This is a genomic window from Xanthomonas citri pv. citri (assembly GCF_000961215.1).
Classification (GTDB): domain Bacteria; phylum Pseudomonadota; class Gammaproteobacteria; order Xanthomonadales; family Xanthomonadaceae; genus Xanthomonas; species Xanthomonas cissicola.
Genome location: NZ_CP008998.1, coordinates 1,273,518 through 1,289,121, shown reverse-complemented (window position 1 = coordinate 1,289,121; position 15,604 = coordinate 1,273,518). Strand labels below are relative to the sequence as shown.

Here is a 15,604-nt window from a genome sequence, read left to right as displayed (position 1 = left end):
GAGGAGTTTGCATTCACTTTGTCCTTCTCCCGCAAGCGGGAGAAGGTGCCCGAAGGGCGGATGAGGGAACGGGGAAACCAGGGAATAAGGCAATGAGGGCCGGCATCGCCCTCATAGCGACTCAAGAACGCTGATCCAGCGGCACGAACACCTGATCTTCCGGCCCGGTGTAATTGGCCGAGGGGCGAATGATCTTGCCGTCCACGCGCTGCTCGATGATGTGCGCGCTCCAGCCGGCTGTGCGCGCCAGCACGAACAAGGGGGTGAACATCGCTGTCGGCACGCCCATCATGTGGTAGCTCACCGCACTGAACCAATCCAGGTTCGGGAACATCTTCTTGATGTCCCACATCACGCTCTCCAAACGCTCGGCGATGTCGTACATCTTGCGGCTGCCCTGTTCATCGGACAGCTCGCGCGCCACCACCTTGATCACCTTGTTGCGCGGATCCGATACCGTGTACACAGGGTGCCCAAAGCCAATCACCACTTCCTTGCGTTCCACGCGCGCCTTGATATCGGCTTCTGCTTCGTCCGGGGTGTCGTAGCGCTTCTGCACTTCGAACGCCACTTCGTTGGCGCCGCCATGCTTGGGCCCACGCAGCGCACCGATGCCACCGGCGATGGCGCTGTACATATCGCTGCCGGTCCCGGCAATCACGCGGCTCGCAAAGGTGGACGCATTGAATTCGTGCTCGGCATACAGGATCAGGCTGGTATGCATCGCACGCACCCACGAATCCTTGGGCGCGAAACCATGCAGCAGGTGCAGGAAATGCCCGCCGATGGAATCGTCCTCGGTCTCTACCTCGATGCGCTTGCCGTTGTGGCTGTAGTGATACCAGTACAGCAGCATCGAACCGAGCGAGGCCATCAGCTTGTCGGCGATGTCGCGCGCACCAGGGTGGTTATGGTCGTCTTTTTCCGGCTGCAGGCAGCCCAGCACCGACACGCCGGTGCGCATCACGTCCATCGGATGCGCCGACGGAGGCAACTGTTCCAGCGCGGTTTTGACCGCAGCCGGAACGCCGCGCAGCGAGCGCAGCTTAGCCTTGTAACCGCGCAGCTCGCCGCGGTTGGGCAGCTTGCCGTGCACCAGCAGATACGCAATCTCTTCGAACTCGCTGGTGGTGGCCAGATCGAGAATGTCGTAACCGCGGTAATGCAGATCGTTGCCGCTGCGCCCCACCGTGCACAGGGCCGTGTTACCGGCAGCAGTGCCGGACAAGGCGACGGACTTTTTCGGCTTGAAACCAGGAGTGGCAGTGTCGTTCATGCGATGAGCTCCCAAACTGTGTGGTGTCGCGGTATGGCGTGCGAGGTGGCAATGAAGATGATCAGCAACGCGTCATCATGCGCCTTCGCGCGCAAACAACGCGTCCAGCCGCTGCTCGTACTCGTGATAGCCGATGCGTTCGTACAGCTCTTCGCGCGTCTGCATGCTGTCCAGCACGCCCTGCTGATGACCGTCGCGCCGAATCGCCGTATAAACCGCCTCAGCCGCCTTGTTGGCGGCGCGAAATGCCGACAGCGGAAACAGCTGGATCGCCACGCCGGCTTGCGCCAGCTGGTCGCGCGTAAACAGCGGGGTCTTGCCGAACTCGGTGATGTTGGCCAGCACCGGCACGCGCACTGCATCGACAAAACGCTTGTAGGTATCCAGGTCGTAGGCGGCTTCGGCGAAGATGCCGTCCGCACCCGCTTCCACGCAGGCGATGGCGCGTTCGATCGCCGCCTCCACGCCTTCCATCTGGATTGCGTCGGTACGCGCAATCAGGAAGAACGCCGCATCGGTCTTGGCATCGGCTGCGGCCTTGACCCGATCCGCCATCTCGCCCTGGCTCACGATTTCCTTGCCCGGCCGGTGACCGCAGCGCTTGGCACCAACCTGGTCTTCGATATGGCAACCGCCCGCGCCCGCCTTGATCAGCGACTTGATGGTGCGCTCGATGTTGAATGCGCTCGGGCCAAAACCGGTGTCCACATCCACCAACAGCGGCAGCTCGCACACGTCGGTGATACGGCGCACGTCGATCAGCACGTCTTCCAGCGTGTTGATGCCCAGATCCGGCAACCCCAGCGACCCGGCCGCCACGCCGCCGCCTGACAGATAAATCGCCTGATAGCCTGCGCGCTGCGCCAGCAGCGCATGGTTGGCATTGATCGCGCCGATTACCTGCAGCGGCGATTCGGCAGCCAGTGCGGCGCGAAACCGCGTGCCGGCAGAGGGAGCGGACGAGAACGTCATGGCGGTTCCTTGGATGGGATGACCGTGCAGCCGCAAACACCATGCCAAGCGTAACTCGTTGATTTTCATACCACCCAGGGCATCGATTGTTGCAAAATTGCAACGAATGATTCACGCTGAAACACTCTTGAAACGCGACAACGTCATGCGCAGCCCTACTCTTCCGGAAACCGCGGACGCTTCCTTGCCCATCATCTGGACCGTCAGCGTCTCGCGCCTGACCGGCCTGCTGGCCGATGTCATCCCCGAGTTCGACCAGCGCGCACGCATCGAGCAGATCAACCTCGGCTTTGCCGAAGCGGTCGAGGTCATCGGCCAGCGGCTGCGACGCGAGCGCTGCGACGCGCTGGTGGCGGGCGGATCCAATGCAGCGTACCTGCGCAGCCGGCTCGCGCTGCCCTTGGCGCCCATCCAGGCCACCGGGTTCGATCTGATGGAAGCGCTGGCGCGGGCGCGCCGCATTGCGCCGCGCATCGGCGTGGTCACCCATGCCACCGATGTGCCGTCGTTTCACGCCTTCCAGCACAGCTTCGACCTGGAGATCGAACACCGCCGTTTCGTCACCGCCGAAGACGCACGCGATTGCATCGCCGATCTGCGCGCCAGCGGCATCCAGGTCATTGTCGGCACCGGCATGGCGATCGACTTCGCCGAGCAGGCCGGGCTGCCTGGCGTGCTGCTGTATTCGGCCGATTCGGTGCGTCATGCGCTGGAACAGGCCATCACGCTGGGCACTGCTCCAGGCACGGATCGCGTTGCCGGCCGTACCGCCACGCGCCGCGCACGACGGGCCGACGCCCTGCTGGGCGACGACAGCGCAATGCTGCACGTGCGCGAGTTGGTGCAGCTGTACGCACCGCATGCCGGCACCGTGTTGATCAGCGGCGAAACCGGCACCGGCAAAGAACTGGTCGCGCGTCAACTGCATGCCGGCAGTCGCCGCCGCGGCCGTTTCGTGGCGATCAATTGTGGCGCCATCAGCGAATCGTTGCTGGAGGCGGAACTGTTCGGCTACAGCGACGGCGCCTTCACCGGAGCCCGCCGCGGCGGCCACACCGGCCTGATCGAAACCGCGCAGGACGGCACGCTATTCCTCGACGAAATCGGCGAGTTACCGATGCCGCTGCAAACGCGGCTATTGCGCGTATTGGAAGAGCGCGAAGTGCTGCGTGTCGGCGCAACCATACCCGTTGCGATCGACGTGCGCGTGGTCGCCGCCAGCCTGCAGGAACTGCAGCAGTTGGTCGAACAAGGCCGCTTCCGCCGCGACCTGTTCTATCGCCTTGCCGCGCTGCGCATTGCACTACCGCCGTTGCGAGACCGCCACCACGACATCGCCCTATTGCTTGCGCATTATTTCCAGCAACTCGGCAGCATTCCATCGCCGCTATCGCCAGCTGCATTGCAACGCCTCCAGCAACACACCTGGCCCGGCAACGTGCGCGAACTGCGCAACCTGGTCGAACGCCTGTGCATTCACTGGAAAGCCCAAGCGCACGACAGCCTGAGCCTGGAGCAACTCGAACGCTGGGCGCCGGAATTATTCGATACGCCTGCCGACAACCGCGGCGCACCACGTGAGCATGCCGATTTAGCGACCTCTCGCCTGCAGCTCACTGCCAGTGCAGTCCGCGTCGCGCTCGACCGCGCCAACGGCAACCGCGCCCTTGCCGCGCAAGCGCTCGGCGTCTCGCGCACCACGCTGTGGCGCTGGATGCAGGCGCAGGCGGCGGCGCGTGCATAGGGCAAGCGCGAACTTACACGACTGGTCAGGCGACCCATGCATGCATGACTTCCACACTCAGGCGGTAAGTGAAGGCATGGTATGGCGCACTCAGCGCATGGATGCGCAGCCCACGCTCATCGCCGTATGCGCCGCAATCCAAACGACATGAGGCAGCTATCTGGTGAATCGATCACCTCGCCTACCGCAGCGCCGCACGCCCATCGCATGCCGTTGACCAAGCGTCTCGCCGTCACTTCACCCGCGTGTATTCGGTATCGCCCGTGCTCAGCTTGCCGGTCGCCTCATCGATCGCGTAGTTGACCGTGCCGACCCCGTTGGACACCTGCAGCACCCCCTTGGTCAGCAGCGCCGGATGATTGCGCGTCTTGACGCCATTGCCGAACAGTTCCGGCTGGGTGTCGCGAATGATGAAACTTTCGCCATTGTGCTCGATGCTCAGCACGTGCTTTTCCGACTTCACATCGACCCACTTGCCCACGTACTGCTCGCCCACATCGCGGGCACAGCCAGCCAGCAACGCCATCGCAACCAGAGCACTTCCAAGCGGCGCCTTCATCGCTACACCTTCTTCAACGCGGGGCATCGAAGGATGGCAAGTCCTTGCTGAGCCCGCAACAAGCAGACACAAGCGATTGACCAAGCCATCGGCGGCTTGAATGCACCTGTCGCCCACCAGCAATGACGAGCACCGGATCGTCTAGACAGCCGACGATGGCATCGTGCTGATCGCCCAACTGCGTTGTCACGACGGATGGCGTCGGCAATTGCGGTCAGCCAGGTTCGTCCATTGCAACGCCATGCATTCAACATGGTTGATCGCGTCTGCGGCCTACCACCTGATGAGGTGGCCGATAGAGAAGGCTTTGCAGGATGGCGGAAGACAACAAAAAACCGGCGCATGGCCGGCTGTCTTCTTCGCGTCGAAACCCATGGAATGCCTGGATTTCAATGGTGGGCGGTACAGGGTTCGAACCTGTGACCCTTGCCGTGTGAAGGCAATGCTCTACCGCTGAGCTAACCGCCCGGTGACGCGAGCCGCACATTATAGGGCAGCGGCGGCGGTCGTCAACAATTGTTTACTTGCCCTCTTGCACGCCAGCGAGATGGCACCTCCATCGCACCGGTCTGCCGCGATGACCTAGCGGCTCCACCGCAAGCCTCGCTGCCGTCTTGCCGCGCCTCTGCCGCTTACATCGTATGCGTCGGCTTGTCCGAGGTGGTCAATCCGGCCAGCAGCGTCTCGATCTTGTTGCGCACCGCCTCGCCTTCCGGGCCGTCGGGGAACTGCACGCCGATGCCGGCGGCGCGGTTGCCCTGTGCGCCGGCAGGCGTGGTCCAGATGACCTTGCCGGCGACCGGAAGACGCTCGCTGGAGTCCGGCAGGGTCAGCAGCAGGAAGACTTCATCGCCCAACATGTAGCGCTTGGGCGTGGGCACGAAGATGCCGCCGCCTTTCACGAACGGCATGTAGGCGCTGTAGAGCGCTGGCTTGTCTTTCAACGCCAGCGACAAAATGCCTTGGCGTGCATTCATTGCACTCATCGAGTTCCCCTAGAACGTGGCTGGCGCTCTCCCTCGCGCCAGGACAGCAACAATTCCGTCACCGCCAGGTCGGCGCGGACGGTGGTGCGCAGCAGATCGCGGGTGCGGTTGGCAGCGTCGAACCAGGTCGCAAGCTTGTGCAACCGCGATGGATCGGTCAAGCCGGCCGATGCCTGTGCCAATGCCAGATCGGCGGCATGGCGCAGGCGCTGGTCGGCCTGGCCATCGTTGGTCCAACGCTGCGCGACATCGACTGCGCCGGCGCGTCCATTGGCGATCTGCTCCAGATCCTGCGCAACCGCACGCCGGACGGCCAGGCCATCTTCGCGCAACCACTGCGCGGCCAGACCGGGGTGGCCGCGCGCGGCGTCCAGCGCTTCCTGTGCGGCGCGCTCGCTCACACCTTCCGAGAGCAACCAGGCCAGCGCCTCGTGCGCAGGCGGCAACTTGAATTCCAGGCGCTGGCAGCGGCTGCGGATGGTCGCCGGTAGACGCGCTGGCTGCGCGCTGATCAACCACAGGTAGCGCCCCGGCGACGGCTCTTCCAGGGTCTTGAGCAAGGCATTGCAGGCCGAGCGATTGATCGCATCGGCCGGGTCGACGATCACGACCTGGGCAATGCCGTACTGCGGGGTCAGCGCGAGCTTCTGCGAAATCTCGCGCACCTGCTCGATGACGATCTCGTTACGCAGCTTGTCGCCGGTGCGATTGGGAATGAACGAGACCAGTTGCAGGTCCGGATGGGTACCGGCGGCAATCAGCTGGCGCGTGCGCTGCGCCAGTGCCGGGTCTGGCGAGCTGGCCAGGACGTGCTCGGCCAGGGCCAGGGCGACGGCACGCTTGCCCAGACCTTCCGGGCCGCAGATCAGCAACCCATGTCCAAGGCGCCCCGCATCCAGTGCAGCCACGGTCTGGTCGAAGGCGCGCTGCTGCCAGGGCGAAAATGCGGCGGTCATGGCATAGGCTCCGTCTGCGGCGTGCTCGGCAGCCGGCGGCGCTGCAGATAGCGCGCCACCGCTGCGTTATGTTCGGCCAACGTGGCCGAGAACGCGTGCGCCCCGGTGCCATCGCCCACCGCCACGAAATACAGCGCCTCGCCGGGCGCCGGCCGCACCGCCGCCAGCAGCGCCTCGCGGCCCGGCATGGCGATCGGCGTCGGCGTCAGGCCGGTACGGGTGTAGGTGTTGTACGGCGTATCGGTGGTCAGGTCGCGGCGACGGATATTGCCGTCGTAGCTGCTGCCGATGCCGTAGATCACGGTGGGGTCGGTCTGCAGCTTCATGCCCAGCTGCAAGCGGCGCAGGAACACCCCGGCGATGAGCGGGCGCTCGGAGGCCAGGGCCGTTTCTTTTTCGATGATCGAGGCCAGGATCAATGCCTGCTCCGGCGAGGCGAGTGGCAGGTTCGGGGCGCGCTGCTCCCAGGCCTGCGCCAATGCCTTGTCCATGGCCGCATGCGCGCGCTTGAGTACATCGATATCGCTGTCGCCACGCTGGTACACATAGGTTTCCGGCAGGAAGCGCCCTTCCGGATGCTGCCTGGCAACTCCCAGCCGGGCCATCAGTGCCGCATCGTCCAGCGCATCGATGGAATGTTGCAGCGGCGTGGCGGTCGCCAGTGCGGCGCGCAGCTGACGAAAATTCCAGCCTTCCACGATCGTGAAGCGGTACTGGATCACCCGCCCCTGGCGCATGCGCGTCAGCAGTTCGCGCGGCGACAGCGCTGGCGACAGCGCGTACTCGCCCACCTTGAGCTTGCCGGCCGCATCGACCTGGCGCGCCAGCAGCTGCCATTCCAGCTCGGTGCCCTGCGCCAGGCCGGCAGCGCGCAGCTTGCGCAATGTAGCCTTGAGCGAATCGCCGGGCGCAATCACCACGCTGGGCGCGCTCGCAGGCACGGGGGTATCGGCGAAGTGCAGGTAATGCCGCCACGCCACCACGGCGGCAATCGCCAGCAGCGCTACGAGCAGCACTACCGTACCCAGCACGGCCAGACATCCGCGTTTGCCAGTCACCGCCACACCCACCTCGTCATTGCCCCTGCGCCGCGCAGGATACCGCGCGCCGGTGATGTCCCGTTGAAGCGCTCATGTCTGCTCGATCGCACGCAACACGCCACGCGCCTTGGCGCGGGTTTCATCCAGCTCGCGCTGCGGATCCGAATCCACCACGATCCCGGCACCGGTGCGGAAATGCACATGGTGACCGGCCACCTCGGCGGTGCGGATCAGGATATTCAGATCCATGTCGCCATCACGATTGAGCCAGCCGAATGCACCGGTATAGGCCCCGCGCGCAGTTTGTTCGAGCTCGGCGATGACCTGCATGCAGCGCACCTTCGGGCAACCGGTAATGGTGCCACCGGGAAACACCGCGGCAATCACCTCACCGGGCGTTACCCCGGCGCGCAGACGCCCGCGCACGTTGCTGACGATGTGATGCACATGCGCATAGCTCTCCACGCACATCAACTCGTCCACCTCCACGGTGCCCGGCGCGCAGATGCGGCCCAGGTCGTTGCGCTCCAGATCGATCAGCATCACGTGCTCGGCGCGCTCCTTCGGATGCCCGACCAGCTCCCGGATACGTGCGGCATCGTCGTCCCCGGCAAACCGCGCGCGGGTGCCGGCGATCGGGCGCGTCTGCACCACATCGCCCTGTACCGAGACCAGCCGCTCTGGCGAGGAACTGGCCACTGCACGCCCGGCGGCAACGAACAGGCCGGCAAACGGCGCCGGATTGGCCGCACGCAGGCGCGCATGCAACGCGGCCGGATCGACCACCGCAGCGAATGCCGCGTGCCAGGCGCGCGAGATATTGGCCTGGAAGACATCGCCGGCACGCAGGTAATCGAGCACGCGCTCCACTGCCCCGGTAAAACGCTCGGGGGCCTCTTCGTCCACCGCAAGCGGCCCGGCCCAGGCAGGCAGCGGCGGCAGTGCAGCGCAGGCAGCAAGGTCGTCGCCGATCTGCTGCAACAACTCCTCGCGGCCCGGCTCTGCCAGCGCCACACAGCGCCCGTGCAGGCGATCGCGCAGCACCGCTGCCGGCGCGCGCAAGGCCAGCGCGGTGGGCACGCCGTCGCGGCGCGTGGGCAGTTGCAGAATCGGCTCGACCTGCGCGGCAAGTTCGTAATCCAGCAGCACTGCCCAACCGCCGCGAAACGGCCATGGGCTTGCCGCGTCGTGCGGCACGCGCTCGGCCTGCCAGGCGGCATCCAGCGCCGCCAGAAAGCCGCCCTCCAGCAACCGCCCAGCGCCATCGCGCGTACATCCGTCCGGATCCAGCCGCAGGCATGGCCCCTCTGCCAGCAGCAGCACATCCCAGCGACCATGCTCGGTGCCGGAAGCGCTGGACTCCAGCAGGGCCGGATAGCGTTGCGGTGACAGCCGATGCAGCGCCAGCAGGTCGATGTCCGCGTGCAGTGATCGGGTAAGCGTCATCGGTCCGGCATGGCGTGAGATACGGACGCACCGCTGCCGTACGCAGCACGCGCGAGGAGTGGATCAACGGTTGATCGCAGGATTGAACATCAACCCGCAAGCCGGCAGTGCATGCGACAGCCAGGCAGGTCGCGCGCCGATGACGCCACGCGACCGATATGCGGGGTCAAACGCGCTTGAACACCAGCGTGCCGTTGGTGCCGCCAAAGCCGAAGCCGTTGGACATCACCGCATCCACCTGCACCTGGCGCGCCACGTTCGGCACGTAATCCAGGTCGCAGCCTTCGCTTGGCTCTTCCAGGTTGATGGTCGGCGGGATGATGCCGGTGTGCAGCGCCATCACCGAGAAGATCGCTTCCACACCGCCGGCCGCGCCGAGCAGATGCCCCGTCATCGACTTGGTCGAGCTCACCATGGTCTTGTAGGCGTGATCGCCCAGCGCGCGCTTCATCGCCATCGTTTCGGCCAGATCGCCCAGCGGCGTGGAGGTGCCGTGCGCGTTGAGGTAGCCGATCTGCTCGGGGTTGAGCTTGGCGTCGCGCATCGCTGCCGCCATGCTGCGCGCCGCGCCCTCGCCGTCTTCGCTGGGGGCGGTCATGTGAAACGCATCGGAACTGGCGCCGAAGCCGACCAGCTCGGCATAGATGCGTGCGCCACGCGCCTTGGCGTGTTCGTACTCCTCCAGCACCAGCACGCCGGCGCCGTCGCCCAGCACGAAGCCATCGCGCTGCTTGTCCCACGGCCGCGACGCGCCGGCCGGGTCGTCGTTACGGGTGGACATCGCTTTCATCGCACAAAAGCCGCCCACCGAACTCGGCGACGAACCGCGCTCGGCACCGCCAGCCAGCATCACATCGGCATCGCCGTGCTGGATCATGCGCATCGCGGTGCCGATCGAATGGTTGGATGTGGCGCAGGCCGATACAGCCGAGAACGTCGGGCCTTTCAGGCCTTTGATCAGGCTCACCTGGCCGGGCAGCATGTTGATGATGGTGCTGGGCACATAGAACGGCGAAATCTTGCGCGCGCCGCCCTCATGGAATTTGATGGTCTGCTCTTCAATGCCGAGCAGCCCGCCGATGCCGGAGCCGAGAATGGCGCCCACGCGTTCGGCATTGCTTTCGTCGATTTCCAGTCCGGAATCGTCCAGCGCCATGAACGAGGCGCCGACACCGTAGTGGATGAACGAATCCATCTTCTTGACGTCCTTGGCGGACACAAAAAGCGTGGGGTCGAAATTCTTGATTTCACCGGCGATCTTGGTGGTGAACTGCGAGGCATCGATCTGCGTGATCGGGCCAATGCCTGAGCGGCCGTGGACGATTCCGTCCCAGCTGGTGGCCAGATCATTGCCCAGCGGCGACACCATGCCCATGCCGGTAACGACAACACGACGACTCATTGCAGATCTCCTCACCACGGAACGGACGGTGCTTGGGGTTTGCGGGTGACACTTGAAAAACACAGGGCCGCATCAGCGGCCCCATGGAATGTCTGATGCGGCAGCGGCTTGATGCACGCCGCCACGATCAGGAACAACGCATCAGCTCTTGACGTGAGCCTTGACGTAGTCGATCGCCTGCTGCACCGAGGTGATCTTCTCGGCCTCTTCGTCCGGGATCTCGCACTCGAACTCTTCTTCCAGCGCCATCACCAGCTCGACGGTGTCCAGCGAGTCGGCACCCAGATCATCGACGAACGATGCGCTGGTGGTGACTTCCTCTTCCTTGACGCCGAGTTGTTCGACGACGATTTTCTTGACGCGTTCTTCGATGGTGCTCATTGGGGATATCGCTCCAGCTGGAGTAGTGGTGGTTCGAGTTTTAGGATCCCCGCACACGGATGTGCGGTGCTCCTGTGAGGGACTCACAAAACGCCATCGGCGCTGCGATGGCCGCGTTGGATAGTGTAGTGGAAGCGACCGGGCCTTGCATTGCATCACAACTCCCGGCCGATCAGCCACTTAGCGCCTCCCGGCGCCGCGCGCTTACGGCATGTACATGCCACCGTTGACGTGCAGGGTCTCACCGGTGATGTAGCGGGCCGTCGGGCCGGCCAGAAACGCCACCGCATTGGCGATGTCTTCCGGCTCGCCCAGATGACCCAGCGCAATCTGCTGCAGCAAGGCGGTCCTGGCCTCGTCCGGCAGCGCCTTGGTCATGTCGGTATCGATGAAACCGGGCGCCACCACATTCACGGTCACTCCGCGCGAGCCGATTTCCTTGGCCAGCGATTTGGAGAACGCGATGATGCCGGCCTTGGCGGCGGCATAGTTGGTCTGCCCAGGATTACCGGTCACACCCACTACCGAGGCGATATTGATGATGCGGCCCTTGCGCGCCTTTATCATGCCGCGCATGACCGCCTTGGAGGTGCGGAACACGCTGGTCAGGTTGGTGTCGATGATCGCCTGCCAGTCGTCGTCCTTCATCCGCATCAACAGGTTGTCGCGGGTGATGCCGGCGTTGTTGACCAGGATCGAGATGGCGCCGAACTCCTTGCCGATGGCATCGATCACGCCATCGACTGCAGCCGCGTCGGTGACGTTCAGTTCACGACCGTGTCCGCCGTGGGCGGCCAGACGCTCGCCGATCGCCGCAGCGCCGGAAGCCGAGGTGGCGGTGCCGATGACCGTGGCGCCATGGGCGGCCAGGGTATCGGCAATGGCCGCACCGATGCCGCGGCTGGCGCCGGTGACGAGGGCGATTTCGCCCTGCAGGGGCTTGCTCATGATTGCTGTTCCTCGATGGGGGACGCCGCAACCGTGGCCGCGAACGTCGAGGGATGCCGGCACGACCGGCAGCGGCGTTGGATCAGTGCGCCCACGCGTCGAGCGCGCCGGCATAGTCGGCGGGCGTTGCCAGCGGCCGCGCATCCAGGCTCTTGTCGATGCGCTTGATCAGCCCGCTCAGCACCTTGCCCGGGCCGCATTCGGCAATGCGGGTGATGCCCTGGCTGGCGAGCGCCTGCACGCAGCCGGTCCATTGCACCGGCAGGTAGAGCTGTTCCACCAAGGCCTGGCGGATGGCGGTGCTGCCCTCATGCACGCGCGCGTCCACGTTCTGCACCACCGGAATCTGCGGGGCGTGCCAGGTCAGCCCGGCCATCGCCTCGCCGAGCTGATTGGCGGCTTCGCGCATCAGCGGGGTGTGCGAGGGCACGCTCACTGCCAGCTTGACCGCCTTGCGCACGCCGCGCTCGGCCAGCAGCCCCAGCGCGCGATCCACCGCCGCAGCGTGGCCGCCGATCACGATCTGACCGGGCGAATTGAAGTTGGCCGGCACCACCACGTCGCTGCCGGACGCCTGGTCACAGACCTCCTGCACCACGGCGTCTTCGGCGCCCAGCACCGCAGCCATCGCGCCGACGCCCGCCGGTGCCGCAGCCTGCATGAACTGGCCGCGCAACCGCACCAGATGCGCACCGTCGTGCAGCGACAAGGCGCCAGCCGCGACCAGCGCGGTGTATTCGCCCAGGCTGTGTCCCGCCAGCAGCACCGGGCGCTGCCCGCGCTGGGCAGTCCACAGACGCCACACCGCAACGCCCGCAGCCAACAAGGCGGGCTGGGTGTATTCGGTGCGATTGAGCATTTCTTCCGGGCCGCCCTGGGACAACGCCCACAAGTCGACGCCAGCGCCCTCGGAGGCTTCGGCGAACGTTTCGCGAATCTGCGGGTGCAGTTCGGACAGTTCGGCCAGCATGCCTAAGGACTGCGAGCCCTGGCCGGGAAACACGAAGGCGAGAGTGGATTCGGTCACGCGTTGCTGCCTACAAAAATCGAGCCGGGATCATACGTGCGAAATCGCCCCGGCGTCTGTACTGCCGCGTATGCAGAAGGCCACGCGACTGTGTCGCGACGTCGCAAAACCGCACACCGGGCTTGGTCGGGCCGGGCGCACAACGGCAGCAGTGACGCTGACGCGCCGCCGTTCGGGTTCGATAGTGAAAGCGCTGCCGGCCAAGGCGGCGCACCAGCGCCGGCAAGGCCGGCGAGGAAGCCGAAGGGTCGGGCGCAGCCGGTGCTGCCGCTTGCGCTTCGTCTAGCCTGGCAGCGGGAATGTCGCCGCTTGTCCATGCAGCACCCCATCCTCATCGACGAGTTGCCAGACCACACCTTCGGCGATCCGGAAGCGGGAACCATCTTTCGCGATCCGCACACCCGCGTAGTCCGTGACGACGCCATCGCGGGCGACCGCGTCGAGCAAACGCTGACGTTCCGCTCGTTCCGGCAATTCTGCCGATAGCCGCGAAGGCATGCCAACGAACTCGCCCCAGCTGTAGCCGAAAACGCGCTGTGCCGCCTGGTTCGCATAGACAAACCGCGGGTCTACAGCGGTATCGTGCGCAAGAAGGGCGAACGGCGCATCGTGATACAGCCAATCGGGCTCGATCTGTCGATCTGCAACCAGCGGGCGGCCTGCAAACCGCTGGTAACTGCCGGTGAGCAAGGCGACGAAGACAGGATCGTGGGCGGGGTGCATGCGCTGAATTTACTTGCCGGCCGGCTTGTCCGACGCGCTAGCCCGCAAACTGGTCGCATTGAGCGAATCACGCGACCTAAAAACGTGCGCTGCACTTGGCGGACTTCAAGCGCCCCCGAAAACGTACACCGGGCACCAGGAGGCAAGCCTGCCCCCACCGCAAGGGAAGACGAGTGTCCCCGCCATGCACGAATCCGCCTGAGTGGACGTGCGCGTCTACCTGGCGCAGGAAGCAGAACCGTCAGTAGCGCAGCAGCGCCGAGCCCCAGGTAAACCCGCCACCGAAGGCTTCCAGCAACAACAACTGGCCGCGCTGCACGCGACCGGAGCGCACCGCTTCGTCCAGCGCCAGCGGCACCGAGGCAGACGACGTGTTGCCATGGCGATCTACGGTGACGACCACCTGCTCCATCGGCAACTCCATCCGCTTGGCAGTGGCTTCGATGATGCGCAGGTTGGCCTGATGCGGAATCAGCCAATCCAGGTCGTGCTTGTCATAGCCACTGGCCGCCAGGGTCTCATCGACCACCGAGTCCAGCGCCTTGACCGCATACTTGAAGACGTCGTTGCCCTTCATCAGCAATGCACCGCCGCCATTCTTGCCTTCGCCGAATCCCACCGAGACCCCCACCGGGTCCCACAGCAGCTCTTTCTTGCTGCCATCGGCGTGCAAATGGGTGCTGAGGATGCCGGTCTCTTCGTCGGCCTTGAGGATCACCGCGCCGGCGCCATCGCCGAACAGCACGCAGGTGGTGCGATCGGTCCAGTCGACGATGCGGGTCAAGGTTTCTGCGCCAACCACCAGCACGGTCTTGGCGTCGCCACTGCGCACGAACTTGTCGGCCACGCTGAGCGCGTAGACAAAACCCGAGCATGCAGCGTTGACGTCCATCGCACCGCAACCGATGTTACCCAGTCGGGCCTGCAGCAAACAGGCGGTCGACGGAAAGATCAGGTCAGGGGTGGTGGTGCCGATGACGATCAGATCGATCTCATCGGCGGTCACACCGGCCGCTTCCATCGCCCTCAGCGAGGCGAAATACGCCAGATCGCTGGTGGTCTGGTCGTCGGCGACGATGTGACGTTCACGGATGCCAGTGCGCGAGAAGATCCATTCATCGCTGGTGTCGACAATCTTCGACATGTCGTCGTTGGTCAACACCTTTTCGGGCAAATAACTACCCGTGCCCGCGATTCTGGAATAGATCCGCTTGCTCATACTGTTCCCTATTGCAAGAGCCGCGGTGATCGGCGGCTCCTGAAGAAGCGAGAGTCACCCGGCCGCGCCGAACGCGGCGGGCGCCACGGATCAATCTTCTTGGACGGCCGACGACTTGGTCGCGATCACCTTCTTGCCGCGGTAGTAACCGTCAGCGGTGATGTGGTGGCGCAGATGGATCTCGCCGCTGGTCGGGTCGGTCGACAGCTGCTTGGCGGTCAGGGCATCGTGCGAACGACGCTGGCCGCGGCGGGACGGGGTGACACGGGATTTCTGCACAGCCATGGGATTGCTCCAACTTTAGTTCGATAACTTGTCTGTTGAGTCGAACAGCACGCTCTACGCCCGCGTCGACCTGTCTTACCGCCCTTAACAGCGGCGGTTACTGTTTCTTCAACGCTGCCAGCGCCGCGAACGGACTGGCCCTGTCTTGCTCTTCCTGGGTCGGAACCCATTCGGCGTCGATCGCTTCGCTACCCGGCGCCACCGGCACCACCGGTACTGAGAGCACCAGCTCGTCCTCGATCATGTCGACGGCCCGCAGCATGCCATCTTCCGGCACCAGCAACGCTTCGTACTCGGCCGGCAATGCAGCTTCGTCGGCCTCGTCACGGATCAAACCAAGACGCTGTCTGATTTGCACCGGATACAGGAAGCGTTGCAGGCTGCGCTGGCAGGCCAGCGGAAGCTCCACATCGATACTGAGTTCGACATAGGCGACCTTGAGCAGAGGGTCTTGATCGAATTGAAGCGAATAGACACATTCGCCGTCGGTATCGACAAGGCTTCCCTGCAAACGGGTCATCGCAGATAGCGGGATGCGGCCATCGAAGCGCCTGCGCGCTGCGACCATCCGCCAAGCATCCAGCATTTCGGGCACGTTCGCGGACATAAGCCGCAGAATGTTAAAGACCCGCGGCAGCCC

Annotated in this window: 16 protein-coding genes and 1 tRNA gene; 1 reads left to right on the top strand and 16 read right to left on the bottom strand. The window is 64.7% G+C overall.

Annotation, left to right across the window (positions count from 1 at the left end; all coding sequences use genetic code 11):
* Positions 1 to 121 precede the first annotated feature (121 nt).
* Both prpC and prpB read right to left on the bottom strand, forming a co-directional pair.
* Positions 122 to 1,276, bottom strand: coding sequence for a bifunctional 2-methylcitrate synthase/citrate synthase (gene prpC, locus AMD14_RS06295; protein WP_003483896.1), 1,155 nt, complete (start codon positions 1,274 to 1,276; stop codon positions 122 to 124).
* A gap of 75 nt (positions 1,277 to 1,351) precedes the next feature.
* Positions 1,352 to 2,248 carry a methylisocitrate lyase gene (gene prpB, locus AMD14_RS06290; protein ID WP_003483895.1) on the bottom strand — a complete coding sequence of 299 codons (897 nt, stop codon included), beginning with the start codon at positions 2,246 to 2,248 and terminating at the stop codon, positions 1,352 to 1,354.
* A gap of 127 nt (positions 2,249 to 2,375) precedes the next feature.
* On the opposite strand from prpB, the gene prpR reads away from it, so the two are divergent.
* A complete protein-coding gene (gene prpR / locus AMD14_RS06285; protein ID WP_041127157.1) occupies positions 2,376 to 3,992 on the top strand; it encodes a propionate catabolism operon regulatory protein PrpR in 1,617 nt (538 codons plus the stop codon).
* A 232-nt stretch (positions 3,993 to 4,224) separates the two neighbouring features.
* Here the strand turns inward: prpR and AMD14_RS06280 are convergent, their stop codons facing one another.
* The 14 genes from AMD14_RS06280 to AMD14_RS06215 all read right to left on the bottom strand — a co-directional run bounded on the left by AMD14_RS06280 (position 4,225) and on the right by AMD14_RS06215 (position 15,571).
* On the bottom strand, positions 4,225 to 4,551 hold the full coding sequence (locus AMD14_RS06280; RefSeq protein WP_015462931.1) for a hypothetical protein: 327 nt from the start codon (positions 4,549 to 4,551) through the stop codon (positions 4,225 to 4,227).
* A 393-nt stretch (positions 4,552 to 4,944) separates the two neighbouring features.
* Positions 4,945 to 5,019 (bottom strand) — tRNA-Val (locus tag AMD14_RS06275).
* Positions 5,020 to 5,183: 164 nt separating this feature from the next.
* Positions 5,184 to 5,537, bottom strand: a complete 354-nt coding sequence (locus AMD14_RS06270) for a PilZ domain-containing protein (protein ID WP_003483889.1) — start codon at positions 5,535 to 5,537, stop codon at positions 5,184 to 5,186.
* Entirely contained in the window at positions 5,534 to 6,493 is a 960-nt protein-coding gene (locus AMD14_RS06265) for a DNA polymerase III subunit delta' (RefSeq protein ID WP_011050720.1), read from the bottom strand. The genes AMD14_RS06270 and AMD14_RS06265 overlap by 4 nt, the downstream gene beginning before the upstream one ends.
* Positions 6,490 to 7,563: an endolytic transglycosylase MltG gene (gene mltG / locus AMD14_RS06260; RefSeq protein WP_005928095.1), complete on the bottom strand. Its 1,074-nt coding sequence runs from the start codon at positions 7,561 to 7,563 to the stop codon at positions 6,490 to 6,492. Before mltG ends, AMD14_RS06265 begins: the two co-directional genes overlap by 4 nt.
* A gap of 60 nt (positions 7,564 to 7,623) precedes the next feature.
* On the bottom strand, positions 7,624 to 8,979 hold the full coding sequence (locus AMD14_RS06255) for an aminodeoxychorismate synthase component I (RefSeq protein WP_005920500.1): 1,356 nt from the start codon (positions 8,977 to 8,979) through the stop codon (positions 7,624 to 7,626).
* 166 nt (positions 8,980 to 9,145) lie between these two features.
* Positions 9,146 to 10,381 carry a beta-ketoacyl-ACP synthase II gene (fabF, locus tag AMD14_RS06250; protein WP_005913923.1) on the bottom strand — a complete coding sequence of 412 codons (1,236 nt, stop codon included), beginning with the start codon at positions 10,379 to 10,381 and terminating at the stop codon, positions 9,146 to 9,148.
* Positions 10,382 to 10,522: 141 nt separating this feature from the next.
* Positions 10,523 to 10,762 (bottom strand): acyl carrier protein, encoded by a 240-nt coding sequence (gene acpP, locus AMD14_RS06245; protein ID WP_002814322.1) that lies wholly within the window; start codon positions 10,760 to 10,762, stop codon positions 10,523 to 10,525.
* A gap of 204 nt (positions 10,763 to 10,966) precedes the next feature.
* Positions 10,967 to 11,710, bottom strand: a complete 744-nt coding sequence (gene fabG, locus AMD14_RS06240; RefSeq protein WP_011050719.1) for a 3-oxoacyl-ACP reductase FabG — start codon at positions 11,708 to 11,710, stop codon at positions 10,967 to 10,969.
* Between the two features lie 82 nt (positions 11,711 to 11,792).
* Positions 11,793 to 12,737: an ACP S-malonyltransferase gene (gene fabD, locus AMD14_RS06235; RefSeq protein ID WP_011050718.1), complete on the bottom strand. Its 945-nt coding sequence runs from the start codon at positions 12,735 to 12,737 to the stop codon at positions 11,793 to 11,795.
* A gap of 282 nt (positions 12,738 to 13,019) precedes the next feature.
* Entirely contained in the window at positions 13,020 to 13,460 is a 441-nt protein-coding gene (locus AMD14_RS06230) for an MEKHLA domain-containing protein (RefSeq protein WP_005913914.1), read from the bottom strand.
* 241 nt (positions 13,461 to 13,701) lie between these two features.
* Positions 13,702 to 14,679, bottom strand: a complete 978-nt coding sequence (locus tag AMD14_RS06225) for a beta-ketoacyl-ACP synthase III (protein WP_011050716.1) — start codon at positions 14,677 to 14,679, stop codon at positions 13,702 to 13,704.
* A gap of 90 nt (positions 14,680 to 14,769) precedes the next feature.
* Entirely contained in the window at positions 14,770 to 14,964 is a 195-nt protein-coding gene (gene rpmF, locus AMD14_RS06220) for a 50S ribosomal protein L32 (RefSeq protein WP_003483870.1), read from the bottom strand.
* 97 nt (positions 14,965 to 15,061) lie between these two features.
* The gene (locus AMD14_RS06215) at positions 15,062 to 15,571 is read right to left on the bottom strand and encodes a YceD family protein (RefSeq protein ID WP_005913909.1); all 510 of its coding nucleotides are present in this window, start codon (positions 15,569 to 15,571) and stop codon (positions 15,062 to 15,064) included.
* Positions 15,572 to 15,604 lie beyond the last annotated feature (33 nt).